Raw genomic sequence first — 21,962 nt, 5'->3', positions numbered from 1 at the left:
AGAATTTCCGGCCATTATTCAGGACGGTGGCAGACAGCCTCGACGTTGTTCCCGTCCGGGTCGCGGACGAAAGCGCCGTAGTAGTGCTCGTGGTACTCCGGGTGCAGGCCCGGCTCGTGCAGCACCTCGGCCCCGGCCTCGACCGCGGCCCGGAAGAAGGCGTCGACCGTGGGCCGGTCGGCCGCGGCGAAGGCGATGTGGCTCTCGCGGAAGCCCTCGCCCTCGTTGAACTCGCCGATCCAGAAATCCGCGTGGTCCGAGCCGTACCCGATCGCGACCTTGAAGTCCATCAGCCGGCGGCCGCCCAGCGGCGCCAGCACGGCGTCGTAGAAGGCGGCGCTGCGCGACAGGTCGGCGCATTGGAACCCGACGTGGTCCAGCATCAGCCGGCCCCTCCCTCGACACGCAGCACGCTGGCGATCGACCGGACGATGTCCAGCCGGGACAGTGACTCCACGGTCGCGGCGAGGGCCGCGTCGGGCGCGCTGTGGGTGACGATCACCAGCTTCGCGTCGTCCGCCCGGCCGGACTGGCGGACCGTCGCGATGGACACCTCGTGGTGGGCGAACACCCCGGCCACGCTGGCCAGGACGCCCGGCTTCTCGGCCACGTCCAGGCTGATGTGGTAGCGGGTGAGCGACTCGCCGATCGGGCGGACCGTCAGCTTGGCGTAGTTGCTCTCGCTCGGCGCCCGGGCCCCGGTCAGCCGGTTGCGGGCCGCCGCCACGATGTCGCCGAGGACCGCGCTGGCGGTCGGGCGGCCACCCGCGCCGCGGCCGTAGAACATCAGCGGCCCGGCCGCCTCGGTCTCCACGAACACCGCGTTGAAGGCGTCGCCGACGCCGGCCAGCGGGTGACTCAGCGGGATCATCGCCGGGTGCACCCGGACGCTCACCGAATCGGCGCCGCGCTGCGCGATGCAGAGCAGCTTGATGGTGCAGCCCATCTCCCTGGCGCTTGCCATGTCGCCGGCGGTCACCGCGGTCATGCCCTCACGGAACACGTCGGCGGCGGTGACCCGGGTGTGGAACGCCAGGGACGCGAGGATGGCGGCCTTGGCGGCGGCGTCGAAGCCCTCGACGTCCGCGGTCGGGTCGGCTTCCGCGTACCCCAGCTCGGTGGCCTCCTCCAGGGCCTCGTTGAAGCCCGCGCCGGTGGCGGCCATCGAGGAGAGGATGAAGTTGGTCGTGCCGTTGACGATGCCGGTGACCGCGGTCACCCGGTCGCCGTGCAGCGACTCGCGCAGCGGGCGCAGCAGCGGGATCGCCCCGGCCACCGACGCCTCGTAGTAGAGATCGGCGCCGCCCTCGGCGGCGGCGTCGTGCAGCGCGCCGCCGTCCTCGGCGAGCAGCGCCTTGTTGGCCGTGATGACGCTCTTGCCGGCCCGGAGCGCCTCGACCAGCCAGGTACGGGCGGGCTCGATGCCGCCGACGACCTCGATGACCACATCCACGTCGTCGCGCTTGATCAGGCCGAGGGCGTCGGTCGTGAACAGCGACGGGTCGACCGGCAGGTCGCCGCGCTCACGGCCGGGGCGCCGCACCGCGATGCCGGCGATTTCCAGAGGGGCGCCGATCCGGGCGGTCAGGTCCTCCTGCTGCTCGTGCAGCAGACGGACGACCTCGGAACCGACGATGCCGCACCCCAGCAGGGCGAGGCGGACCGATTTGGCGGGGCTCATCCAACATCCAATGCAAGCAGGTCGTCCTCGGTCTCCCGCCGCACGATGACGCGTGCCGCGCCGTCGCGCACCGCCACCACGGGTGGCCGAGGAACGTGGTTGTAGTTGCTGGCCATACTCCGGCAGTAGGCGCCGGTCCCGGGGACCGCAATAAGATCTCCGGGCTGCACGTCGGCGGGCAGGAATTCATCCTTCACGACGATGTCCCCGGACTCACAATGTTTTCCCACCACTCGGGCGAGCATAGGGGTCCCGGCGCTGCTGCGATTGGCGAGCGTGGCCGAATAGGAGGCGTCGTAAAGGGCGGTCCGGATGTTGTCGCTCATGCCGCCGTCGACGCTCACGTAGGTCCGGATGCCATCGACGTCCTTGACCGTCCCGACCTCGTACAACGTGAAGACCGACGGGCCCACGATGGCCCGCCCCGGCTCGATCGACAGGTGCGGCTTGCGCAGCGACGCCAGCTCGCACTCGGACTCGACGATCTTGTTGATCCGCTTCGCCAGGTCTCCAGGGGTGGACGGGTCGTCCTGAGTGGTGTAAGCGATACCGAACCCACCGCCGAGGTCCAGCTCCGGCAGCTCCACGCCGCGCGCGTCCCGGATCTGCGCCTGGAGCTCCAGGATCCGCCGGGCGGCCACCTCGAACCCGCTGGTGTCGAAGATCTGCGAGCCGATGTGCGAGTGCAGGCCCCGCAGGTCGAGCGCGCCCTCGTCCAGGATCTGCGCGGCGGCCGCGAAGGCCGACCCGCCGGCCAGCGAGAAGCCGAACTTCTGGTCCTCGTGCGCGGTCGCGATGAACTCGTGGGTGTGCGCCTCGACGCCGACGGTCACCCGGATCAGCACGCCGGGCCGCTTGTTCAGCTCGCCGGCCAGCGCGGTCAGGCGGTCGATCTCATGGAACGAGTCCACGATGATCCGGCCCACCCCGGCCTCCAGGGCCCGGCGCAGCTCGCTCTCCGACTTGTTGTTGCCGTGGAAGCCGATCCGCTCGGCCGGGAACCCGGCCGCCAGCGCCACCGCCAGCTCGCCGCCGGAGCAGACGTCGAGGAAGAGCCCCTCCTCGTCGATGATCCGGACGACGGCCTTGCAGAGGAACGACTTGCCGGCGTAATAGACGTCGGCCTCGGCGAAGGCGGCCGCGAAGTCCCGGCAGCGGGCCCGCAGATCGTCCTCGTCCAACAGGTACGCCGGGGTGCCGTAGTCGGCGGCCAGATCGAGGACGTCCACGCCGCCGATCTCCAGGGACCCGGCCCCGGTACGGCTCACGGTCCGCGGCCACAGCTGCGGCACGAGGGCGTTCACGTCCTCCGGGCTACGCAGCCAGGCCGGCCCGCGGCTGCCGAGGTCACCGTGCAGGGCCCCGGCCTCGTGTGCGCGCATGCCCTACATCCTCTCCGGCGCGGAGACCCCGAGGAGGGCCAACCCGTTGGCGATCACCGTACGAGTGGCGTCGTTGAGCCACAGCCGGGCGCGGTGGAGGTCGGTGATCTCCTCGTCACCCATCGGAGTGACCCGGCACTTGTCATAGAACCGGTGGTAGTCGCCGGCGACCTTCTCCAGGTAGCGGGCGACGTGGTGCGGCTCCCGCAGCTCCGCCGAGCGGGCGACGACGTCCGGGTACTCGTTCAGGCTCTTCAGGAGGGCGTTCTCCTTCTCGTGGCTGAGCAGCTCCGGCTTCATGTCGGCGGCGTCGCCCCGGGTGAGCCCGGCGTCGGCGCCGTTGCGGGCCACGTTCGCGGTACGGGCCGCGACGTACTGCACGTAGTAGACCGGGTTGTCGTTGCCGGCCCGGGTCCACAGGTCGATGTCGATGTCGATCGGGGAGTCCGAGGAGTAGCGGGCCAGCGCGTAGCGGGTGGCGTCGACGCCCAGCGCCTCGACGAAGTCCTCCAGGGTGACCACCGTCCCGGCGCGCTTGCTCATCCGCACCGGCTCGCCGTCACGGACCAGGTTGACCATCTGGCCGATCAGGATCTCCAGGTTCTTCGCCGGGTCGTCGCCGAAGCACGCGGCCATCGCCTTCATCCGGCCGATGTAGCCGTGGTGGTCGGCGCCCAGCATGATCACGACCCGCTCGAAGCCGCGCTTGCGCTTGTCCAGGTAGTAGGCGCAGTCGGCGGCGAAGTACGTCCAGTCGCCGTCGGACTTGCGCAGCACCCGGTCCTTGTCGTCACCGAAGTCGGTGGTGCGCAGCCAGGTCGCGCCGTCCTGTTCGAAGATGTGCCCCTGCTCGCGCAGCCGGTCCAGGGCCTCCTGGAGCTCGCCGCGGTCGTGCAGGTCCTTCTCGTTGAAGTAGGTGTCGAAGTGCACGCCGAACTCGGTCAGCGACTTCTTGATCTCGGCGAACATCAGGTCGACGCCGACCCGCCGGAAGGTCTCCTGCGCGGCCTCCGGCTCCTGGGACAGCACCTCGGGCTCGGCCTTGACCACGTCGGCCGCGATCTCGGCGATGTAGTCGCCGCCGTAGCCGTCCTCCGGCGCCGCCTCACCCTTGGCGGCGGCCAGCAGCGAGCGGGCGAACCGGTCGATCTGCGAGCCGGCGTCGTTGAAGTAGTACTCCGTGCCGACGTCGGCGCCGGCGGTGCGCAGCACCCGGGAGAGGGCGTCGCCCACGGCGGCCCAGCGGACCCCGCCGATGTGCACCGGACCGGTCGGGTTGGCCGACACGAACTCCAGGTTGACACGCTCCCCGGCGAGCCGGTCGGTACGCCCGTAGGCTGAACCGGCGAGCACGATGTCGCGGGCCAGCACGCCGGCCGCGGCGGCGTCGAGCCGGATGTTCAGGAAGCCGGGACCCGCGATCTCCACCGATTTGACGCCGTCCCGGCGGCCCAGCTCCTCGGCCAGCGCCGTGGCCAGCTCACGCGGGGCGACCCCGACCTTCTTGCCCAGTTGGAGGGCGAGTGTCGAGGCGTAGTCGCCGTGCTCGGGGTTACGCGGACGCTCCACCGTCGTCGTGGCGGGCAGCGCGCCGACGTCGAGTCCACGCGTCTCGAAAACGGCACGAGCGGCTGAGAGAACGGTGTCAGCAAGGTTGGCGGGAGTCACTCAACCATGCTATCGGGGGTAGACTTCGTCGTTCGGCGGCCACCCGAGCCCCGCCCCTCCCCATTCAGACGAATCGACGAGGCACGATGAGCATGAGCACGCCGGGGCCCGAACGGGTCCCGTCCACCGTCAAGGTCGACAAGACCACCGGCCAGGGCAAGCCGCCGACGGCGAGGTCCGGCGCGAACCGGCCAGGTGGCAACCGACCCGCCGGAAAGGGCGGAAAGGGCCGCAAGCCGGTCACTCCGGTCAAGGTGGCCGGCGGACGCAACTGGGGGCCGATCGCGGTCGCCGGCGTCGTCGTCCTGATCGCGGTCGGCATCATCGGCTGGGGTGTCGTCGCATCGATCCAGCAGGAGAAGAAGCAGGCCGTGCCGTGGGCCGACCGGGCCGCCGCGATCGCGGGCATCACCAACTTCCGCGAGTCGAATCCGGATCTGGTGAAGGGCAGCCAGCACAAGAACGGCAAGCTGGCGTACGAGCAGCAGCCCCCCGTCGCCGGCGAGCACAACCCGAGCTGGCAGAACTGCAACGGCGTCGTCTACTCCGAGCCGATCGCGAACGAGCACGCGGTGCACAGCATGGAGCACGGCACCGTCTGGGTGACCTACAAGCAGGGCCTCCCCGTGGACCAGGTGGAGAAGCTGGCCGACCGGGTCGAGGGCAAGGAGAAGCTCATGCTGAGCCCGGTGCCCGGACTGAGCAACAACGTCTCCCTCCAGGCCTGGGGCTACCAGCTGAAGGTCGACTCGGTGGACGACCCGCGGATCGACGAGTTCATCCAGTCACTGCGGATCAACGCGTCGATCGAGGGCCCGACAGCGGCCTGTGACGGCGGCGTGTCGGCCACTGGCGTCGTCCCGCAGAGCTGACCTTGTCCACGGAGAAGCGCCGCTTCGGCTACTGGCTGCCCGCGACCCTGGTGGTCGGCCTGTTGCTGGGCGTGGCGATCGGATTCCTCGTCCCCCGCGGCGAGGACCTGCCGGCCGACGACTCCGCGGAGGCCGGCTTCGCCCGGGACATGTCCACCCACCACTCGCAGGCCGTGGAGATGGGCATGATCGCCTACACCCGCGCGACCAACGACGAGGTCCGGATGATGGCCCGCGACATCGCTCTCACCCAGCAGGGTCAGATCGGCATGTTCCAGGCCTGGCTGCGCGAGTGGAATCTCCAGCCGACCGGTTCGAAGCCGGCCATGTCGTGGATGCCGGGCGGGGCGGAGAGCGTGAAGGACGGCCTGATGCCCGGCATGGCCACCCCGGAGGAGCTGAAGCAGCTCCGGGAGGCCACCGGCCTCGACGAGGACCGCCTCTTCATGAAGCTGATGATCAACCACCACCTGGGCGGCATCCACATGGCCCAGGAGGTGGTGGAGCTCAGCGACGACCCGGAGGTCGTCGAGTCGGCACAGCTGTCCATCAACAGCCAGCAGCGCGACCTGACCGACATGCAGGATCTCCAGAAGCGGCTCGACACCGCCTCCTGAACTGCGCTTATCGATGGGCCGCCGGCATCACGCCGGCGGCCCGCCGTGTTTTCGCGATACCGATTGGCCGGGGCCTCCGGAGCCCTGCTAGGCTCTTCCTCACTGAGCCCCCGTAGCTCAGGGGATAGAGCGTCGCCCTCCGGAGGCGAAAGCGCAGGTTCGAATCCTGCCGGGGGCACAAGAATTCTTCCAGGCCGCTGACCATTGGTCAGTGGCCTTGCTGTTTCTCCGGGCGATCGGGCCGCACGGCCAGCCAATCCGTCGCGGCCGTCAGATCGGCCCGAGGGAAATGGCGGACCTCACCGGGGATGGTCCGGCCGAAGACCGTCAGCGCACGGGTCACCCACTCGGCGTCGGAGACCAGTGCGATCCGCTCCCACAGCGAGTGGTGCCGCAGGGCCGTCCCGAGCCCGAATTTCAGGTCCTCCCAGAACGCCCCGGGCTGGAACCACCCGCAGTCGTCGTCGACGACCACCAGCAAGCGGATCCGCCAGCCCTCCCCCAACGCGGCCCGGGTCCGCGGGAGGAAGACCGTGCGGTATTCCTCCCGGGTCACCGATCCGGCGAACCGGAAACCCAGCACGGTCTCCGGCAGGTCCGGCAGAACCTCGATCATTACTTCTCCCCGGCCTCGACGACGTCCTTCTCGATCTCGGCGGTGTCGGCCTGCAACTCCCGGGTGGCGGTCTTCTCGGCGTTGGCCATCGCCAGCTCCACCTTCGAGCCGATGTCGGCGACGGCGATCACCACCAGGCCGGCCTGGCCCTCGTCCAGGTATTCGCCCAGTTCCTTGAGGTCGTGCCGGCTCAGCCCGGCGGCGGCGTGCCCGGCCAGCGCCCCGAGGGCCACACCCCCGGCCGTGCTCGCCGCCAGCAGCCCGCCGCCGATCGCCGCGAACGGGAACAGCGCCACGACCAGCCCGGTGGCCAGGCCGAAACCGCCGCCCACCACACCGCCCACACGGGTCGGCGTCTCGTGCTGTTTGACGATCGCGGTCTTGCCGTTCGCCTTGCGCTCGATGACCGCCGCGTCGTATGCGTCGATCAGGTTCGCTTTCCGGTGCAGTTCCTTCACCGCGTCGTAGTCGGCCCGCGCCTGGGCCACACTCGAGTACGCCCCGACATAGACCAGGAACGTGTCCACTGCCATCGCTGGCTCCCTTCCTACGGATCTCCGTAGGATGCCGCGCTCCGGCGGTGGCCCGCCTCACCCCGGGTAGATGAGAGATGCGGCAGGAAGAAACAATTCCTTGAGAATCTCGAAATGTACGAAGACGGCACCGTCACGCACCATAGGAATGGTCGCCGCGAATGATTCGGGCCAGATACGACTCGCTGCTCAACTCGCCCTGGTCGTACCGCAGGCGCAGCTTGTGCGCGAACGCCCCCTCCATGATCGTCTGAAACATCTCCGGCTCGTACGGCCGCAGCATGACCGACCGCAGCGCGTGCGGCGGCGTCGCGTTGAGCCGCAGCCCGGCGTCCCACTCGGCCCGGAACCGGTCGTCGGAGTGCCACAGCATCTCGAAGACGTGGTGGTGCAGCAGCGGGTCGATCAGCTCGCCGCGCTTCTCCCACCACAGGAACGACGCGGCCCGCCAGAGGTGCATGACGTAGCTGTCGGCACGGGCGGCCAGGAACCAGTTCGACAGGTAGGGTCCGGTGTAGTCGAACGCGAAGACGCTCCCCTTGGCGAGCGCCCGGTCGACGTGCGGGCGCAGCGGCTCGGAGACGTAGCAGGTGGCGTCCACCCAGACCCCGCCGAACTTCTCCAGCAGCAGCATCCGTAGCAGCTCGGAGAAGTGCCCGTGGTCGTCCTTCAGCGCGGCGGCCAGGTCCTCCGGCACGTCGACGTAGTTGCCGATGTCGTCCCGGGACAGCGCGTGCACGCCCGGGTTGTGTGCCCGCAACGCCGCGAGGCAGGCCCGGACCACCGGCGGCGCGGCGTCGAAGCCCTGCGCCCAGTAGACGAAGATCGGCTGGTCGAAGCGGCTGCGCACCGGACGATCCAGCCGCTGAGCCGCCTGCGTACGGATCTGCCCGAGGTGCTCGGCCAGGAAGATCCCCAGCTCCCGGCGGGCGCCGAAGGCCGGTACGTCGGAGTCCAGTACGGCCGGCCCGTCGAACGGCAGTTCGGTGTCGTGCGCCAGGGCCGCCGCCGAGGCACGCCGGCTGTCGTCCCGGCGCCGGAGCCGGTCGTACGCGGCGGCCAGCGCGTACCCCCGCTCGAAGTCCTCCGGGCTCTTCGCCGCCGCGCCGCGCAGCAGCTGCTCGGCCGCCGCCCAGCGCTCCTCGGCCAGCGCGATCAGGCCCAGCCGGTACGCCGCCTCACCGTCCGGATCGCCGGCCTTCACCACCCGGCGCAGTTCCGTGCCGGCGGCCGTCAGGTCGTCCTCGGCCAGAGCGATCCGGGCGAGCGCCAGCGGATCGTCCCCCGCGGACGACCGCAGGAACGCCGCCTCCACGGCGGTGAGGCGGGGCAGGCCGGCGGCCGGGGCCGCGGGCAGCAGCGTCCGGCGTGACGGTGACGCGCCCGAATCGCCGGTCCACTCGTAGGAGAACCGGGGGTCGTCCGGGGTCGAGCCGTCGAAGTGGGGCACCGGGGCGGCGGTCTCGGTGACCGTGTAGTCGTACCAGACGACCGCGCCCTGTCCGGCGGCCATGCCGGCGCGCAGCCGGACGACCGCGTCCCGGGCGCCCGCCGGGACGGTGAAGGTCACGCTGATCCGGTGATGCCCGTGCTCGTTGCGGGCTGGCGCCGACCGGGCGGGGGCGCCGGCCGCCGCGTCGTCGGCCGTCCACTCGGCGGCCAGCCGCAGCGCGGACCGGTGCAGCCGGCCGCCGAGCGGCTCGGCGAGGAAGAGCGAGACACTCGCCGTGTAGGTGCCGCCGGGCCGCAGGACGATCCCGGCGGGCGCCGCGAACGTGTCGTCGTCGCCGGTCAGCCCGGTCACCCGCAGGCCGGTCACGCCGGGCCGGCCGGGCACCTCGACGGTCTCGGCCGCCGCCCCGGCGGAGACCGGCACGGCCGCCGGTTCGCCGCGGAACCCCGGGTCCGGCACCAGGTTGAGCACGGACGGCGGGGCCGGGGCCGGTTCGGGCAGCGGTGGCGGCGGGGTGAGCCGGAACGCGGCCCGGACCCGGGTCAGGATGCTCTGGTCGGTGGGTGCGGTCGCCGTCATCGATGTCCCTTCGCAGCGTGCCGCCGCAGTTTAGTCGGACATCCGACGCAGTCCGGCAGCCCGCGGGATCCCCCGTCCTATATCGGCAGCACCACGGCGGACGGCCGGTTCCCCACACACGTCACGGTCATCCGGTAGCGCGCCAGGCCACCGGCGAAGACCACGACCGCGGTCAGCGACGGGCCCCGGTCGACCCGCTGCACGGTGAATCCGGGCCGCGGCTCCCAGGCCAGCAGTTCGGCGCCCGCCGGGACACACCGGGCCAGCACCGACCCGCCCGGCGAATCCAGCCGGGTGCTCCGCGGTTCGGCCGGCCCGGACGGCTCGGTGACGGTCACGCTCGGTTGGGGACCGGGCTTCGACGGCCTCCCCGAGCCGGCCGGTCCGGCCGGCATACTCGGCCAGACGAGCGGTACGCTGCTGGTCACCGCCGCCTTGGTGGGCCGGGTGGCGGATTCGGCGGGGCGCGTGACGGCCGGGCCGCCGACACCGCTTCTGGTCACCCTGGGTGAGGCGGCGGGCGGAGCGGCCACGCCGGGCTCGCCGGCCGGGCCGCCCTCGCGCCCGGCGAGCAGCATCGGCACAGCGGCGAGCAGGGCCACGGCCAGAGCGCCGACCAGGAGCCGGGCACGCTTCAAACCCCTTTTCGGTACGGGTGGGACAGGCGCCGTCCACTCGTCCACGGGTGGCTCGATCCGCCGGGTGACCTCGTCGGGGACGTCTTGGGAATCGGGTGCGGGTCCCCGTACCTCCCTGGTCTTCGGCACGCCCGCGGCCTCGGCCGCGTCGCCCAGAACGCCCGCCACCTCGGCCGCGTCCGGACGCATCCACGGGTCCTTGGCCAGGCAGCGGCCGACCAGGTCGATGATCTCGGCGGGCACGCCGGGCAGCTCCGGCAGCGGCAGCGGCTCCTGGTAGACGTGCGCCTCGAGCATCTGGGTGGTGGTCTCCACACTCCACGGCGCGCCCCCGGTGAGCAGCCGGTAGAGCAGCACGCCGAGCGCGTAGACGTCCGAGGCGGGCTCGATCGCGCCGCCGGTGAGCCGTTCCGGCGCCAGGTAGGCGGGCGTGCCGAGCAGGGCGTCCTCGGGCGAGGCGGGCCCGGCCACGGCGGCGATGCCGAAGTCCACCACCTTGGCGCCGGCCGGGGTGACCATGATGTTGGCGAGTTTGACGTCCCGGTGCACGAGCCCGTCGGCGTGCGCGACGGCCAGCGCGGTGGCCACCTCGCCGCAGATCCGGAAGACCGTGCGCGGTGGCAGTCGGCCGCGTGACACCCGCTGTTGCAGGGTCGGCCCGTTGATCAGTTCCATCACCACATAGGGGACCGGCTGCCCGTTCTCCTCGCATTCCCCGAAGTCGTAGATCTGCGCGATGTTCGGGTGCGAGAGGGTCGCCGCCGCCCGCGCCTCGTGCAGGATCCGCAGCCCGAACCGGGGGTCGCCGGCATAACGCCCGGCCAGCACCTTCACCGCGACCGGGCGGTTCAGCACCTCGTCCAGGGCGTGCCAGACGACGGCCATGCCGCCGCGGCCGAGTTCATTGATCAGCCGATACCGGCCACCGAGTTTCCGCTCCACCTCCACCTCCACCCGAGGCAGTCTGCCGAAATGCTCGGGAATTCGCACATCCGAGCCGCGCTCGAATGCCATTCACCTTTCACATTCCGATATCGTGCGGGCATGGCGGTCTCCACGGCGGACAGCATTCTCGGCCGGATTCTCGGGCAGGCTCCGGCGCTCCATTCGTATTCGATCTCCGAAGTACGCACGCCGATGCGCGACGGCACCGAATTGATCGGTGATCATTTCGCGCCGGATTCCGCCGGCGCCCGGGGGACGGTGCTGATCCGTACGCCGTACGGCCGTGGCTTCCCCACCTCGGCGCTCAACGGGCGGCTGCTGGCCGCCCGCGGCTACCACGTTCTGTTGCAGAGCGTGCGCGGCACGTTCGGCTCCGGCGGCGCGTTCCGGCCGATGGCCCAGGAGACCGAAGACGGTCAGGACACCGTCGCGTGGCTGCGCGGACAGTCCTGGTTCGACGGGTGGCTGGCCACCCTCGGTGCCTCCTACCTCGGGTGGACGCAGTGGACGCTGCTGCGGGACCCGCCGCCCGAACTGCGCGCCGCGGTGATCTACGTGGCGCCGCACGACTTCCGCGAGGCGGTGTGGGGCACCGGGGCGTTCACCCTGGGCGACTTCCTCGGCTGGAGCGACCAGATCGCCCACCAGGAGGACGGCGGCGGGCTGCGGCGGCTGCTCGGGATGGCGTGGGCGCCCCGCCGGGTGGCGCCCGGCCTCACCGGGCTGCCGCTGCCGCACGCCGCGGTGCCGGTGCTGCGCGGGCGCGCCCCCTGGTACCGGGAGTGGCTGGCCCACCCGGACGGTGACGACCCGTGGTGGGAGCCGTACCGGGCCGGCGCCGCCCTGGCGAAGGCGGACGTGCCGGTGCTGCTGATCGGCGGCTGGCAGGACCTGTTCCTCGACCAGACCCTCCAGCAGTACGCCGCGCTCGCCGGCCGCGGCGCCGACGTGGCCCTCACGGTCGGCCCGTGGACGCACTTCCAGGTCGCCACCCGGGCCGCCGGCCTGGTCGCCCGGGAGAGCGTGGCTTGGCTCGACCAGCACCTCGCGGGCGGGCCGGCCGCCCGGAGACAGCCGGTCCGGGTCTACCGCACCGGGCAGGACGCCTGGCACGAGATGCCGTCCTGGCCGCCGCCGGCCGAGCCGGTCGCCTTCCACCCGCGCGCCGACCGGGGTCTCACCACGGCGGCGCCCGAGCGGCCGGAGGGCAACGCGGCGTTCACCTACGACCCGGCCGACCCGACCCCCTCGGTCGGCGGGCGCACCCTGACCGGGGCGGCCGGGATCCGGGACAACCGGCGGATGGAGCGCCGTTCCGACGTGCTGACCTTCACCACCGATCCGCTGCCGACCGCGGTCGACGTGATCGGCTCACCCGTCGTGGAGCTGGCTGTCGCGCTGGACAACCAGTACGGCGACGTCTTCGCCCGGATCTGCGACGTCGACGAGCGGGGGCGGTCGTTCAACATCACCGACAAGCACCTGCGCCTCGACCCGGCGACGCCGGCCGGGCAGGTTCAGCAGGTCACCCTGACCCTGGATCCGTGCTTCCACCGCCTCCGGGCCGGTCACCGGCTGCGGTTGCAGATCTCCGGCGGCGCGTTCCCCCGGTTCGCCCGCAACCTGGGCACGCCCGGCGATCCGGCCGAGGGCCGGCACATGGTGCCCTGCCTGCACACCGTCCACCTGTCCGGCACCCGGCTGCTGATCCCGGTCGCCGTCCGCCCGTAGGGTCGCCACCATGACCGATACCTGGCGGCATCTGCCCGCACCGGCCCGCCCGATCGCCGCCGCGTCCACCGCCGCGGTCGCCGCGGTCCGGGCGAAGGACACGACGGCCCTGGACGACGCGGTTACCGCCCTGGCCGGGCTCGATCCCGCGCAGAGCGGCCTGGTTCTCGGCACCGCGGTGCGCCTGCTGCTCGAGGACGGCCATCCGGACGGGCTCACCGCCGACGACGTACGGGCCGCGCTGGCGAGCTGTGTCCGGTCCTGGCCCGAACAAGCCGACCCGCAGGTGGTGCTCTGGCTGCTGGCCGGCGCGCTCGGGGTGCTGGACGAGGACGGGACACCGCCGCCGAAACCGGACGCGCTGGCCCGCAACGCCGCCGTGCTGCTCGCCGACCTGCTCGCCGGCCGGCCGCTCGCCCCGTGGTGGACCGCGACCCTTGCCGAGATCGAGCGGGCCCAGCTCAACGATTAACTTTTTGCACAAACTGCAAGTTCGGCTCTACCCTCGCCGCCATCGTCTCCGAGATCTGAAAGAAGTCGATGACAGCAGTAGAGACCGAAACCGCCGAATCATCCGGGCGGATGTCCCACCGCGAGGTGGTACAGGCACTGTCCGGCCTGATGCTGGGCATGTTCGTGAGCATCCTGGCCTCCACGGTCGTGGCCAACGCCCTGCCCCGGATCATCGCCGACCTGAACGGCAGCCAGTCCGTCTACACCTGGATCGTCACCGCCGAGCTGCTCGCCATGACGGCCACCGTCCCGCTCTGGGGCAAGATGGCCGACCTCTACAGCAAGAAGCTGCTGATCCAGCTCTCGCTCGGCCTGTTCGTGGCGGGCTCGCTGATCGCCGGTCTCACCCCGAACGTCGAGATCCTGCTGGTCAGCCGGGTCATCCAGGGCATCGGCGCGGGCGGCATGAGCGCCCTCGCGATGATCGTGATGGCCGCCATGATCCCGCCGCGCGAGCTGGGCCGCTACTCCGGCCTGTTCGGGGCGGTCTTCGGCGTCGCCACCATCGCCGGACCGCTGATCGGTGGCGTCCTGGTGGACACCTCGTGGCTCGGCTGGCGCTGGTGCTTCCTGATCGGCGTGCCGTTCTCGCTGATCGCGATCGCACTGCTCCAGAAGACGCTGCACCTGCCGGTGTCCCGTCGGCAGGTCAGCATCGACTGGCTGGGCGCGCTGCTGATCACGGCCGGGGTCAGCACGCTGCTGATCTGGTCCACGCTGGCCGGCGACCGGTTCGACTGGGCGTCCTGGCAGACCGGGGCGATGGTCGCCGGTGGGCTGGTGGTCCTCGCGCTGGCGGTGCTGGTGGAGTCGCGGGCGAAGGAGCCGATCATCCCGCTCGGCATCTTCCGGCACCGGACGGTCACCCTGGCCATCGTCGCCAGCGTGCTCGTGGGTGTGGCGATGTTCGGCGGCACCGTCTTCCTCTCCCAGTACTTCCAGGTGTCGCTCGGCAAGTCGCCGACCGTCGCCGGCCTGATGGGCCTGCCGATGGTCTTCGGCCTGCTGGTCTCGTCCACCGTGGCCGGCGGGCTGATCACCAAGTTCGGCAAATGGAAGATCTACCTGGTCGCCGGCTCGATCGTGATGACCGCCGGCATGCTGCTGCTGAGCACCATCGGCGCGCACACCGGTGTGCCGGTCATCTCCGCCTTCATGGCCGTCCTCGGCATCGGTGTCGGTCTGCTGATGCAGAACCTGGTGCTGGCCGCGCAGAACGACGTGCCCGCCGCCGAGCTCGGCGCCACCACCTCGGCGCTGACCTTCTTCCGCAGCATGGGCGGTTCGATCGGGGTGAGCGCCCTCGGCGCGGTGCTGACCCACCGGGTCACCACGCTCTTCACCGAGAAGTTCGGCGCCGCGGCCTCCGGCGGCGGCGAGGTGCCCGACCTGGAGACGCTGCCGCCGCAGGTCAAGGCCGTGACCGCGGAGATCTACGGTACGGCCACCGCCGACCTGTTCCTGGTCGGAGCCCCGATCGCGTTCCTCGCCGTGATCGCGGTCCTCTTCATCAAGGAGAAGCCGCTCTCCACCCTGAGCGGGGACGAGCGGCTGAAGCAGGAATCCGCCCCGCACTAGCCGCCCATCGGGGAGGGCCGGCCGCGATCGGCCGGCCCGCCCCGGACGGGTGACATCAGGAGGGGCGCAGGCCCACCGAGGTCCGCGGGCTCGGCGGCTCGGCACAGCCCAGCAGGCCGACCAGCCCGGAGACCCACAGCTGCCGGTAGACGGTGGCGCTCGGGTGGCTGACCACCAGCTTCACGCCGCTCGCCGCGGCCGTGTGGAAGCAGGCGACCAGGATGCCGATCCCGATGCTGTCGATCAGCATCACCCGTTGCAGGTCCAGGCAGATCCGGCTCGGCGTCATGCCGGTCAGGACGTCGTTCACCGCGTCCCGCATAACGTGTGCGTTATCCAGATCGATCTCGCCGCTAGGTGCGATCTCGACGGTGCCGTCAGCCAGCTGGCGGGTCGTGATCGGCAGATACACAGCTGCCCTCTTTCTGGCGCACAGCCGGGGCTGACGCCGACATGCCGCGGGACACTCGGTGCGCCGGCCGGAGAAAGGGCCGTGCGCTGGAGGCGATCGTTGGAGGACGCCGACCGGAACCCGCGTACCTTCAACAATCCGCTGGTCTGCAAGTTACGCCACGTAGGCGCGGAACGCCAGAGTAGTTCATATGGCCGGAATGCGCTGGAACGGTCACCGCGTGGCGGCCACGTTGACTGTCCACTGACTCGGACCGAAACTCACCGTATGCGTGGGAGCTCCGGCCGGAATGGTTGACGCCCTTCCGCGCGCCACGTCGGCGCCGGGATCCGTCTACTTCGACAGTGTCGACGGTGAGCGTGCCCGTGAGGTCCTGAATCGTTTCTACCACCCTGTGTCGATCGGGGCCGATCTCGAACTGGACGCCGAGCTGATCCAACTCGGACCGCTCACCGTAGGTCACCTCACGTTCGCTCGTAGCGCAACTCTGGAGGTCGCCGAGGCCGGCGCCTACCACGTCACGCTGCCCACGGCGGGGCTCGTACGGATGCGGCGCGGCGGGCGGGAGCTGACCGCGACCCCGGCCACGGCGCTGGCGTTCCGGCCCGGGGACCGGATCCGCCTGCGGCACGAGCCGAACAGCGCGGAGCTGGGCGTCCGGATCGAGAGCTGGGCCCTGGAGGCGGAACTCGCCGGGCTGCTGGGTCACCCGATCGAGGGACCGATCGACCTGCCGCCCGCGTTCGACCTGACCGAGGGGCCGGCGCAGAGCTGGAGCCGGCTCATCCGGCTGCTCCGCGACGAACTGGAGCACGAGAGCAGCCTGATCTACGAGCCGATCATCGCCGAGCAACTGTGCGGCAGCGTGCTCAGCGGGCTGCTGCTCAGCGTCCCGCACCGGTACCACGAGGAGCTGGTGACACCGTCCGCCGGCGGACCGCCCCGGCCGATCCGCCGGGCCATGGCGGCGATCACCGACGAGCCGGAGTACGCCTTCACGGTCGGCGAGCTGGCCGCCATCGCCGGGATCAGCGTCCGCTCGCTCCAGTCCGGGTTCCGGCGGCACGTCGGCTGCGCGCCGAGGGCCTACCTCCAGGCCGTCCGGCTCACCCGGGCGCACGAGGCGCTGCGGCACGGCGATCCGGCCGCCGTCACGGTGGCCGAGGTGGCGCACCGCTGGGGGTTCGCCCATCTCGGCCGGTTCGCGTCGGCGTACCGGAAGCGTTTCGGCGTCTCACCGTCGGAGACCCTGCGGGCCGGGAACACCTGATCGGGTGTCACTCCCCGGGGTCGCATCGGCGCGGCTGTGGCACCCCTCCGGTGCTCCGCGGCGCCGCGGAGGCCCCGAACAGGTGACCCCGCAGCGGTGTCCAGTCGCTCCAGGCCGCCAGGCGCGGCGGCACCGTGGCCACCTCACCGTCACCGGCCCGGCACTGCTGCCGCAGGAACGCGACCACGCGCTCGGCGGCCGCCTCACCGTTCTCGGCCAGGCTCCGCAGCACCCGGGGATCGGCCGTCTCCACGTCGCGCAGCAGTTCGGCCAGGCCGGACAGGGCCTGGACCACCGCGGACGCGTCCCGCTCGGCGTCCCACAGGCTGGTCACGCCGGCGCTCCCCCACGCCGGGCCGGCTTCGCTCCGGCTGCCGTGCAATCCGTCGTGCCTCTGGCTGTGCGGTCGGTCATGCAATGCATCCCCTCACCCCGACACGCGCCCGGCGGTCGTCGCGGGCCCGCGACAGCCGCCACCGGGCCGTCCCCCCGGTGCGCGTGACAAGCCGAAAATGTATTCGGCTCGCTACTATGCGTCCATCCGTAACGCGCAGGCTCTGTCCAGTTAGCGCTCAGTTCGACCGGTCCTCGTTGCCGGCACCGGCCACTCGGCGTAGAACGCCCGGAATCGGGTATGCGCCCATCTCACCCGATTCGCGGAGGGGGCCATGATGAGCAGCACCGAGACCCGGCCGAACACACCGAACTGGCGGACAGGCGCCGAGCAGCCCTGGGATCCGGAGGATCTGGCCGTCGCGCAGGGTAAGTACCCGACGCCGGAGAACATCGCCCGTGCCAAAGCCGAGCTCGAGCGCGACGGTGCCGCCGCGATCGAGCGCACGGTTCCCTAGCCGGCCAGGGTGATCGTGGTCCGTTCGGTGACCGCCCGCTCGGCGGCGACCAGGATCGCGGTCACCTCAGCGCCGAACCGCACGTCACAGGACGGCCGCTCACCGCCCTCGGCCGCCGTCAACAGCACGGAGAGGGCACGGCGCAGGGCGTCGACCGGCGCCCAGTCGACCTGCGGGACGCTCCACACCCCCGCCTCCCCGGCGAAGACCGCCTCCTCACGGGCGGCCGCGGGCGGGGCGTCGACGGCGAGCGTCAACCGGCTCACCGCCCCGCCGGTGTGCCGCAGCATGAGGTGGGTGAGGTCACGCCCACCGGCCATCCCGGCCACCTCGGCGACCGGGCCCAGCACCGGAAGCACCAGGGCCAGCGCGTGCGGGCCGACATCCCAGAGGCCACCCCGCTCCTTCCGCCACGGCGACGCCCCGAACGGGTTGTCCGGCGTGAAGATCGAGCCCAGGTGGTCGACCCGCGCCTCGGTCCAGCCACCGGCCGCGACCGCCCCGGCCAGGAAGTCGTCCAGCGCCGGGGTGAACCGGCGGGTGAAGAAGACCACCGACGCCACGTCCGCGGCCGCGGCCACGAGCGCCTCGGCGTCCGCGGTGCGGGTGGCGATCGGCTTGTCCAGCAGGAGATGCCGTCCGGCGGTGGCCGCCTCGACGGCCAGCGGCGCCTGCACGTCCGGCGGCAGGGCGACCGCGACCGCGTCCACGTCCGCGATCAGGGCGGACGCGTCGGTGTAGGCGGGGACGCCGTACCGACCGGCCAGGGCGGCCGCCTTCTCCGGATCACGCCCCCACACACCGGCGAACTCCACACCGGGTGAGTCGGCAAGCGCCGGGGCGTGTGCCAACTGAGCCCACGGGCCCGTACCGAAAAGTCCGAAGCGCACCGGATCGACCACCCTCACGTCACTGATCTCCGGGCCGGAAGTTACCAGGCCGGGAGGCCCTCAGTAACCTGGCCGGGTGAACGGTCCCCTGTCGGTGGCGACAATCGTCGCTGCCCTTGTCCTGGCGGCGTGGTATCTGCTGCGGGCCGCGCTCGACCGCGCGCCCAGCCGGTTCGACCTGCTCGCCGCCGTCGTGCTCGCGGCGCTGGTCGTGGTTCTCCTCGTGGTCGCCGTGGCCGGCCTCTTCGACGGCGGCCGCCCGGCCGACACCGGAACCTTCGCCGGCTATCTGATCACGACGATCGCCTTCGTCCCGACGGCGCTGGTGCTCGCCAAGATGGAGCCGACCCGCTGGGGCAGCGTGATCCTCGGGGTCGCCTGCCTCGTCCTGCCCGTTCTCGTGCTGCGCCTGCAGCAGATCGCGTCGGTGACCGGTGCCTGAGGAAACCACCGCCACCCGCCCCAGCGACGCCGCGCTCGGCTCCGGCCTCGGCCGGGTGCTGCTGCTCGTCTACGGGATCTTCGCCCTCTCCGCGAGCGCCCGCGCCCTGGTGCAGATCACCACCCACTTCGACGAGGCGCCGCTGGCGTACCTGCTGTCCGCGATGGCCGGCCTGGTCTACATCGCGGCGACCGTGGGCCTGGCCCGGGGCGGCCCGCGCGGCCGCCGGATCGCCCTGATCAGCTGCACCATCGAGCTGATCGGCGTGCTGATCATCGGCACCCTGAGCGTCCTCGACCGCGGCGACTTCCCCGACGCCACCGTCTGGTCCAACTTCGGCAGCGGCTACGGCTACGTCCCCCTGGTACTGCCCTTCGTGGGCCTGTGGTGGATCTGGCGCCACAAGCCGTCCGCGTAGTCGCCAAACGGGCCCCGTAGTCGCCGCAAGGACGCAGCCACAGAGCAACCCGCAAAACGCCGCCGGTGACGGGGCGACTGATTTTTCGACGCCGCGGGGTTTGCGGTGGCGTAAAATCAGCCGCCCCGTCACCGGTTACAAGGCGTTTTGCCGCGGAGCGAAGCGGAGCAATCAGGCAAGACCAATAACATGGGGAACGAAGTTACACATGTTATTGGTAACGAGACCAGCGGTGCCGAGGCCCTCGCGGATGCCCATGCCGGCCGGTTCGCCGTCGATCAGCCAGGAGCCGATCACCGGGTGGACGGTGCCCTCCAGGCCGTCGAAGGACGGCAGCTCGCACAGCTCCTGGACGATGTAGCGGCCGTCCGCGCCGTACTCCGAGGGGGTCGAGGTGAGCGGGATGCCGTCGCGGACCAGGGTGACCGAGCCACCCTCGCGGCCCCAGACCGGCTTCTTCGCGTACGACCTCAGCGACCCGGCGCCGGACGACTCGGCGAAGTAGGACGGGAGCAGGTACTTCGACCGTTCCGGATCATCGCCGAAGAGCTTCCACAGCACCGGGAGCAGGGCCTTGTTGCCGAGCAGCGCGGCCTTGTAGGGCGGCTCGATCCACACCGTCCCGCGCTTCTCCGGGTCGGCCATGTTCCGGAAGAACGCCTTGCCGCCCTCCTCGTGCCAGAACCACTCCCACGGGTAGAGCATGAAGACGACGTCGATCGGCTCGGCCCGGTGTTCCTGGCCCGGCCCGGGGACGAAGAGCACCCGGTCGCCGGCCACGTCCCACCCGATCTGGCTCATCGCGATCAGCTCGACCGGGAAGCCGGCCTCCTCCGCGGTCGCCATCAGGTACGCCACGTTCATCCGGTCCTCGCCGGACGTCTCGCTCGTCTCGTACGCGAAATAGATCTTGGGTTTTTCCGGAAGCCAGGGACGTGCCTCGCGCAACTTGGCGATGTTGCGCCGCCACGCGCCCGGATCGCCCGGCTCGCCGGGCTGGTCCTCCCAGCCGACCAGGCGCTCGTGGATCGAGTTCCACTGCCGCCACTCGTGCTGGGCCACACCGGTCTGGTCCATCCAGTGCCATTGGATGACCGCGCCCTCGACCAGGGACGTCGGCGTCTGTGCGTTGAACTCGAGCAGCCTCGGGACCGTGCCGGCACCGTTGTACCAGAGGTCGAAACGGCCGTAGACGGTCGGCGAGAAGTCCGGCGTCTGCATCGGCAGGCGGCCGTCCGGATCCTTGTCGCGGTGCGTCCAGGTCTCGGCGTCACCGTCGAACCAGGTCCGCAGGATCTGCTCGTGGGTGTACTCGGGGATCCCGATACGGGTCAGGAAGCACGAGTCCGCGGTGCAGACCGAGGAGAAGAAGCCCTGGCGGCGGCCCTCGGCGGTGCGCCGCGGGCACTGACCGGCCATCCAGTCGCCGGCCTCCAGGCACATGGCGTAGAGGGCGGTGGTGGCCGCCTCCAGCTCCTCGATCTCGGCCGCGGTGAACTCGTAGTACGGGCCCTCCTGCCAGTACGAGTACGCCGTCCCGTCGGGCAGGACGTCGTCGTTGTACGTCAGCCCGAGACTGAAGTTGGTCAGCTGCCAACCGTCCCGGACCGGACCGTACGGGATCCGCCGCACCTCAGCCCCCGGACTTGCTGGACGAGCCGCCGCCCTTGCCGACCACGCTCGTCTTGACCGTCCCGTTGCTGATCCGCCCGGTCGACGGCAGCCCGAACTTGGCACGCGAGGCGGCGTCGTTGTACGCGAACTTGGACCCGCCGGAGGGCAGCTTCTGGCCGATCGGGTAGCCCGACCGGTAGCCGGCGGAGTGCCAGATGAAGAAGCCGCTCCCGCCCCCGCCGCCGCCACCGTCGTCGTCGCAGTAGTCCTCGTCGACGATCACACCGTTGGCGTCGGCACAGTAGAAACCCTCGTCGACGTATTCGTCGTTGTCGCACGCCGCCGTACCCCCCGCGGCCAGCAGGAGGAAGGTGCTGGTCAACGACACGGTCCGGGAACTCATGCGTCGGTTCATGATTTCTTTGTAACTCTTCTCAGCAAGTTGCCAGCAACCACGTTTCTCAGTCCCTCGGTCCGCCGGCCACGTAAATCACCTGTCCGGAGACGAATCCGGCACCCTCACCCGCCAGGAAGGCGACCGTGTTCGCCACGTCCTCCGGGCGGCCGGCACGGGCCACCGGGATCTGGCTCACCGTGTGCTTCTCGAAGTCGGCGAAGTCGACGCCGATGCGGGCGGCGGTCGCCTTGGTCATGTCGGTCACGATGAAGCCCGGCGCCACCGCGTTCGCCGTGATGCCGAACTTGCCCAGCTCGATCGCGAGGGTCTTGGTGAAGCCCTGGAGCCCGGCCTTGGCGGCGGCGTAGTTGGCCTGGCCGCGGTTGCCGAGGGCGGAGGTGCTGGAGAGGCTGACGATCCGGCCGTACCCGGCGGCGACCATGTGCTGCTGGACGGCCCGGCTGAACAGGAACGCCCCGCGCAGGTGGACGGCCATCACCGTGTCCCAGTCGTCCTCGCTCATCTTGAAGAGCAGGTTGTCGCGCAGCACGCCGGCGTTGTTGACCAGCACGGTCGGCGCACCCAGCTCGGTGACGGTCCGCTCGACGGCGGCCGCCACCTGGTCCTTGTCGGCCACGTCGGCGCCGATGGCGATCGCCCGGCCGCCCGCCTCCTCGATCGCGGTCACCGTCTCGGCGCCGGACTTCTCGTCCAGGTCGACGACCGCCACGGCCAGGCCGTCGGCCGCGAGCTTGCGGGCGATCGCGGCGCCGATGCCGCGGGCGGCTCCGGTCACGATGGCGACACGAGAGGGTACGGACTGCGACATTGCGGCCTCCAGCAGTGATCTCCGCGATTGAGT

At 71.1% G+C, this 21,962-nt stretch carries 23 protein-coding genes and 1 tRNA gene; 10 read left to right on the top strand and 14 right to left on the bottom strand.

The features are described 5' to 3' along the window. Positions 1 to 14: 14 nt before the first annotated feature. Genes KZ829_RS34840 through argS form a run of 4 tightly spaced genes read right to left on the bottom strand, consistent with a single transcriptional unit; the run spans position 15 to position 4,731 of the window. Entirely contained in the window at positions 15 to 383 is a 369-nt protein-coding gene (locus KZ829_RS34840; RefSeq protein WP_220148100.1) for a VOC family protein, read from the bottom strand. Further along, entirely contained in the window at positions 383 to 1,681 is a 1,299-nt protein-coding gene (locus KZ829_RS34835; RefSeq protein ID WP_220148099.1) for a homoserine dehydrogenase, read from the bottom strand. The genes KZ829_RS34840 and KZ829_RS34835 overlap by 1 nt, the downstream gene beginning before the upstream one ends. Next, entirely contained in the window at positions 1,678 to 3,063 is a 1,386-nt protein-coding gene (gene lysA, locus KZ829_RS34830) for a diaminopimelate decarboxylase (RefSeq protein WP_220148098.1), read from the bottom strand. The genes KZ829_RS34835 and lysA overlap by 4 nt, the downstream gene beginning before the upstream one ends. Before the next feature lie 3 nt (positions 3,064 to 3,066). After that, a complete protein-coding gene (gene argS, locus KZ829_RS34825) occupies positions 3,067 to 4,731 on the bottom strand; it encodes an arginine--tRNA ligase (protein WP_220148097.1) in 1,665 nt (554 codons plus the stop codon). Positions 4,732 to 4,817: 86 nt separating this feature from the next. Here argS and KZ829_RS34820 point away from each other — a divergent pair, with 86 nt between their 5' ends. The 3 genes from KZ829_RS34820 (at position 4,818) to KZ829_RS34810 (ending at position 6,398) form a co-directional block, all read left to right on the top strand. Next, entirely contained in the window at positions 4,818 to 5,603 is a 786-nt protein-coding gene (locus KZ829_RS34820; protein WP_220148096.1) for a thioredoxin-like domain-containing protein, read from the top strand. Positions 5,604 to 5,605: 2 nt separating this feature from the next. Further along, a complete protein-coding gene (locus tag KZ829_RS34815) occupies positions 5,606 to 6,220 on the top strand; it encodes a DUF305 domain-containing protein (RefSeq protein WP_220148095.1) in 615 nt (204 codons plus the stop codon). A gap of 106 nt (positions 6,221 to 6,326) precedes the next feature. Further along, positions 6,327 to 6,398 (top strand) — tRNA-Arg (locus KZ829_RS34810). A 30-nt stretch (positions 6,399 to 6,428) separates the two neighbouring features. On the opposite strand, the gene KZ829_RS34805 is transcribed toward KZ829_RS34810, so the two are convergent. The 4 genes from KZ829_RS34805 to KZ829_RS34790 all read right to left on the bottom strand — a co-directional run bounded on the left by KZ829_RS34805 (position 6,429) and on the right by KZ829_RS34790 (position 10,993). Further along, positions 6,429 to 6,836, bottom strand: a complete 408-nt coding sequence (locus tag KZ829_RS34805; RefSeq protein WP_220148094.1) for a SpoIIAA family protein — start codon at positions 6,834 to 6,836, stop codon at positions 6,429 to 6,431. After that, positions 6,836 to 7,369 carry a hypothetical protein gene (locus tag KZ829_RS34800; protein ID WP_246636786.1) on the bottom strand — a complete coding sequence of 178 codons (534 nt, stop codon included), beginning with the start codon at positions 7,367 to 7,369 and terminating at the stop codon, positions 6,836 to 6,838. Before KZ829_RS34800 ends, KZ829_RS34805 begins: the two co-directional genes overlap by 1 nt. A gap of 133 nt (positions 7,370 to 7,502) precedes the next feature. Further along, the gene (locus KZ829_RS34795; RefSeq protein WP_220148093.1) at positions 7,503 to 9,401 is read right to left on the bottom strand and encodes a capsular polysaccharide synthesis protein; all 1,899 of its coding nucleotides are present in this window, start codon (positions 9,399 to 9,401) and stop codon (positions 7,503 to 7,505) included. 77 nt (positions 9,402 to 9,478) lie between these two features. Further along, positions 9,479 to 10,993, bottom strand: coding sequence for a serine/threonine-protein kinase (locus KZ829_RS34790; protein WP_308285785.1), 1,515 nt, complete (start codon positions 10,991 to 10,993; stop codon positions 9,479 to 9,481). Positions 10,994 to 11,083: 90 nt separating this feature from the next. Between KZ829_RS34790 and KZ829_RS34785 the strand changes: the two genes are divergently transcribed. From KZ829_RS34785 to KZ829_RS34775, 3 genes are all read left to right on the top strand, one after another. After that, positions 11,084 to 12,715 carry a CocE/NonD family hydrolase gene (locus KZ829_RS34785; RefSeq protein ID WP_220148091.1) on the top strand — a complete coding sequence of 544 codons (1,632 nt, stop codon included), beginning with the start codon at positions 11,084 to 11,086 and terminating at the stop codon, positions 12,713 to 12,715. 10 nt (positions 12,716 to 12,725) lie between these two features. Next, positions 12,726 to 13,187 carry a hypothetical protein gene (locus KZ829_RS34780; protein WP_220148090.1) on the top strand — a complete coding sequence of 154 codons (462 nt, stop codon included), beginning with the start codon at positions 12,726 to 12,728 and terminating at the stop codon, positions 13,185 to 13,187. 68 nt (positions 13,188 to 13,255) lie between these two features. Continuing rightward, on the top strand, positions 13,256 to 14,806 hold the full coding sequence (locus KZ829_RS34775; protein ID WP_246636785.1) for an MDR family MFS transporter: 1,551 nt from the start codon (positions 13,256 to 13,258) through the stop codon (positions 14,804 to 14,806). A gap of 55 nt (positions 14,807 to 14,861) precedes the next feature. Here KZ829_RS34775 and KZ829_RS34770 read toward each other — a convergent pair whose 3' ends face one another. Further along, on the bottom strand, positions 14,862 to 15,218 hold the full coding sequence (locus KZ829_RS34770; RefSeq protein WP_183216858.1) for an STAS domain-containing protein: 357 nt from the start codon (positions 15,216 to 15,218) through the stop codon (positions 14,862 to 14,864). A 289-nt stretch (positions 15,219 to 15,507) separates the two neighbouring features. Between KZ829_RS34770 and KZ829_RS34765 the strand changes: the two genes are divergently transcribed. Next, positions 15,508 to 16,488: a helix-turn-helix transcriptional regulator gene (locus KZ829_RS34765; protein ID WP_220148089.1), complete on the top strand. Its 981-nt coding sequence runs from the start codon at positions 15,508 to 15,510 to the stop codon at positions 16,486 to 16,488. Between the two features lie 7 nt (positions 16,489 to 16,495). Here KZ829_RS34765 and KZ829_RS34760 read toward each other — a convergent pair whose 3' ends face one another. Beyond that, positions 16,496 to 16,822, bottom strand: a complete 327-nt coding sequence (locus tag KZ829_RS34760; protein ID WP_204299031.1) for a hypothetical protein — start codon at positions 16,820 to 16,822, stop codon at positions 16,496 to 16,498. Between the two features lie 337 nt (positions 16,823 to 17,159). On the opposite strand from KZ829_RS34760, the gene KZ829_RS34755 reads away from it, so the two are divergent. Continuing rightward, positions 17,160 to 17,339, top strand: coding sequence for a hypothetical protein (locus tag KZ829_RS34755; protein ID WP_183217241.1), 180 nt, complete (start codon positions 17,160 to 17,162; stop codon positions 17,337 to 17,339). On the opposite strand, the gene KZ829_RS34750 is transcribed toward KZ829_RS34755, so the two are convergent. Continuing rightward, on the bottom strand, positions 17,336 to 18,229 hold the full coding sequence (locus KZ829_RS34750; protein WP_220148088.1) for a Gfo/Idh/MocA family protein: 894 nt from the start codon (positions 18,227 to 18,229) through the stop codon (positions 17,336 to 17,338). The genes KZ829_RS34755 and KZ829_RS34750 overlap by 4 nt on opposite strands. Positions 18,230 to 18,305: 76 nt before the next feature. On the opposite strand from KZ829_RS34750, the gene KZ829_RS34745 reads away from it, so the two are divergent. Both KZ829_RS34745 and KZ829_RS34740 read left to right on the top strand, forming a co-directional pair. Beyond that, positions 18,306 to 18,671, top strand: coding sequence for a hypothetical protein (locus KZ829_RS34745; RefSeq protein WP_220148087.1), 366 nt, complete (start codon positions 18,306 to 18,308; stop codon positions 18,669 to 18,671). Then, positions 18,664 to 19,089, top strand: coding sequence for a hypothetical protein (locus KZ829_RS34740; protein WP_220148086.1), 426 nt, complete (start codon positions 18,664 to 18,666; stop codon positions 19,087 to 19,089). The genes KZ829_RS34745 and KZ829_RS34740 overlap by 8 nt, the downstream gene beginning before the upstream one ends. A 171-nt stretch (positions 19,090 to 19,260) precedes the next feature. Here the strand turns inward: KZ829_RS34740 and KZ829_RS34735 are convergent, their stop codons facing one another. The 3 genes from KZ829_RS34735 to fabG are packed head-to-tail and all read right to left on the bottom strand — an operon-like array spanning position 19,261 to position 21,929. Next, entirely contained in the window at positions 19,261 to 20,721 is a 1,461-nt protein-coding gene (locus KZ829_RS34735; protein ID WP_220148085.1) for a glutathionylspermidine synthase family protein, read from the bottom strand. A 1-nt stretch (position 20,722) separates the two neighbouring features. Continuing rightward, complete coding sequence (locus KZ829_RS34730) at positions 20,723 to 21,118, bottom strand: hypothetical protein (protein ID WP_220148084.1); 396 nt, start codon at positions 21,116 to 21,118, stop codon at positions 20,723 to 20,725. Between the two features lie 46 nt (positions 21,119 to 21,164). Next, positions 21,165 to 21,929: a 3-oxoacyl-ACP reductase FabG gene (fabG, locus tag KZ829_RS34725; RefSeq protein ID WP_220148083.1), complete on the bottom strand. Its 765-nt coding sequence runs from the start codon at positions 21,927 to 21,929 to the stop codon at positions 21,165 to 21,167. Positions 21,930 to 21,962 lie beyond the last annotated feature (33 nt).

It is taken from the genome of Actinoplanes hulinensis (genome assembly GCF_019429605.1).
GTDB lineage: Bacteria > Actinomycetota > Actinomycetes > Mycobacteriales > Micromonosporaceae > Actinoplanes > Actinoplanes campanulatus.
Note: the sequence above shows the minus strand (reverse complement) of the source record. Positions and strands in the feature narration are given on the sequence as shown.

What these genes read in the sequence shown, in the direction of transcription:
- KZ829_RS34840 (WP_220148100.1), bottom strand. Translation starts at nt 383, where the DNA reads ATGCTGGACCACGTCGGGTTCCAATGCGCCGACCTGTCGCGCAGCGCC.
- KZ829_RS34835 (WP_220148099.1), bottom strand. Translation starts at nt 1,681, where the DNA reads ATGAGCCCCGCCAAATCGGTCCGCCTCGCCCTGCTGGGGTGCGGCATC.
- lysA (WP_220148098.1), bottom strand. Translation starts at nt 3,063, where the DNA reads ATGCGCGCACACGAGGCCGGGGCCCTGCACGGTGACCTCGGCAGCCGC.
- KZ829_RS34820 (WP_220148096.1), top strand. Translation starts at nt 4,818, where the DNA reads ATGAGCATGAGCACGCCGGGGCCCGAACGGGTCCCGTCCACCGTCAAG.
- KZ829_RS34805 (WP_220148094.1), bottom strand. Translation starts at nt 6,836, where the DNA reads ATGATCGAGGTTCTGCCGGACCTGCCGGAGACCGTGCTGGGTTTCCGG.
- KZ829_RS34800 (WP_246636786.1), bottom strand. Translation starts at nt 7,369, where the DNA reads ATGGCAGTGGACACGTTCCTGGTCTATGTCGGGGCGTACTCGAGTGTG.
- KZ829_RS34795 (WP_220148093.1), bottom strand. Translation starts at nt 9,401, where the DNA reads ATGACGGCGACCGCACCCACCGACCAGAGCATCCTGACCCGGGTCCGG.
- KZ829_RS34785 (WP_220148091.1), top strand. Translation starts at nt 11,084, where the DNA reads ATGGCGGTCTCCACGGCGGACAGCATTCTCGGCCGGATTCTCGGGCAG.
- KZ829_RS34780 (WP_220148090.1), top strand. Translation starts at nt 12,726, where the DNA reads ATGACCGATACCTGGCGGCATCTGCCCGCACCGGCCCGCCCGATCGCC.
- KZ829_RS34775 (WP_246636785.1), top strand. Translation starts at nt 13,256, where the DNA reads ATGACAGCAGTAGAGACCGAAACCGCCGAATCATCCGGGCGGATGTCC.
- KZ829_RS34765 (WP_220148089.1), top strand. Translation starts at nt 15,508, where the DNA reads ATGGTTGACGCCCTTCCGCGCGCCACGTCGGCGCCGGGATCCGTCTAC.
- KZ829_RS34755 (WP_183217241.1), top strand. Translation starts at nt 17,160, where the DNA reads ATGAGCAGCACCGAGACCCGGCCGAACACACCGAACTGGCGGACAGGC.
- KZ829_RS34730 (WP_220148084.1), bottom strand. Translation starts at nt 21,118, where the DNA reads ATGAACCGACGCATGAGTTCCCGGACCGTGTCGTTGACCAGCACCTTC.
- fabG (WP_220148083.1), bottom strand. Translation starts at nt 21,929, where the DNA reads ATGTCGCAGTCCGTACCCTCTCGTGTCGCCATCGTGACCGGAGCCGCC.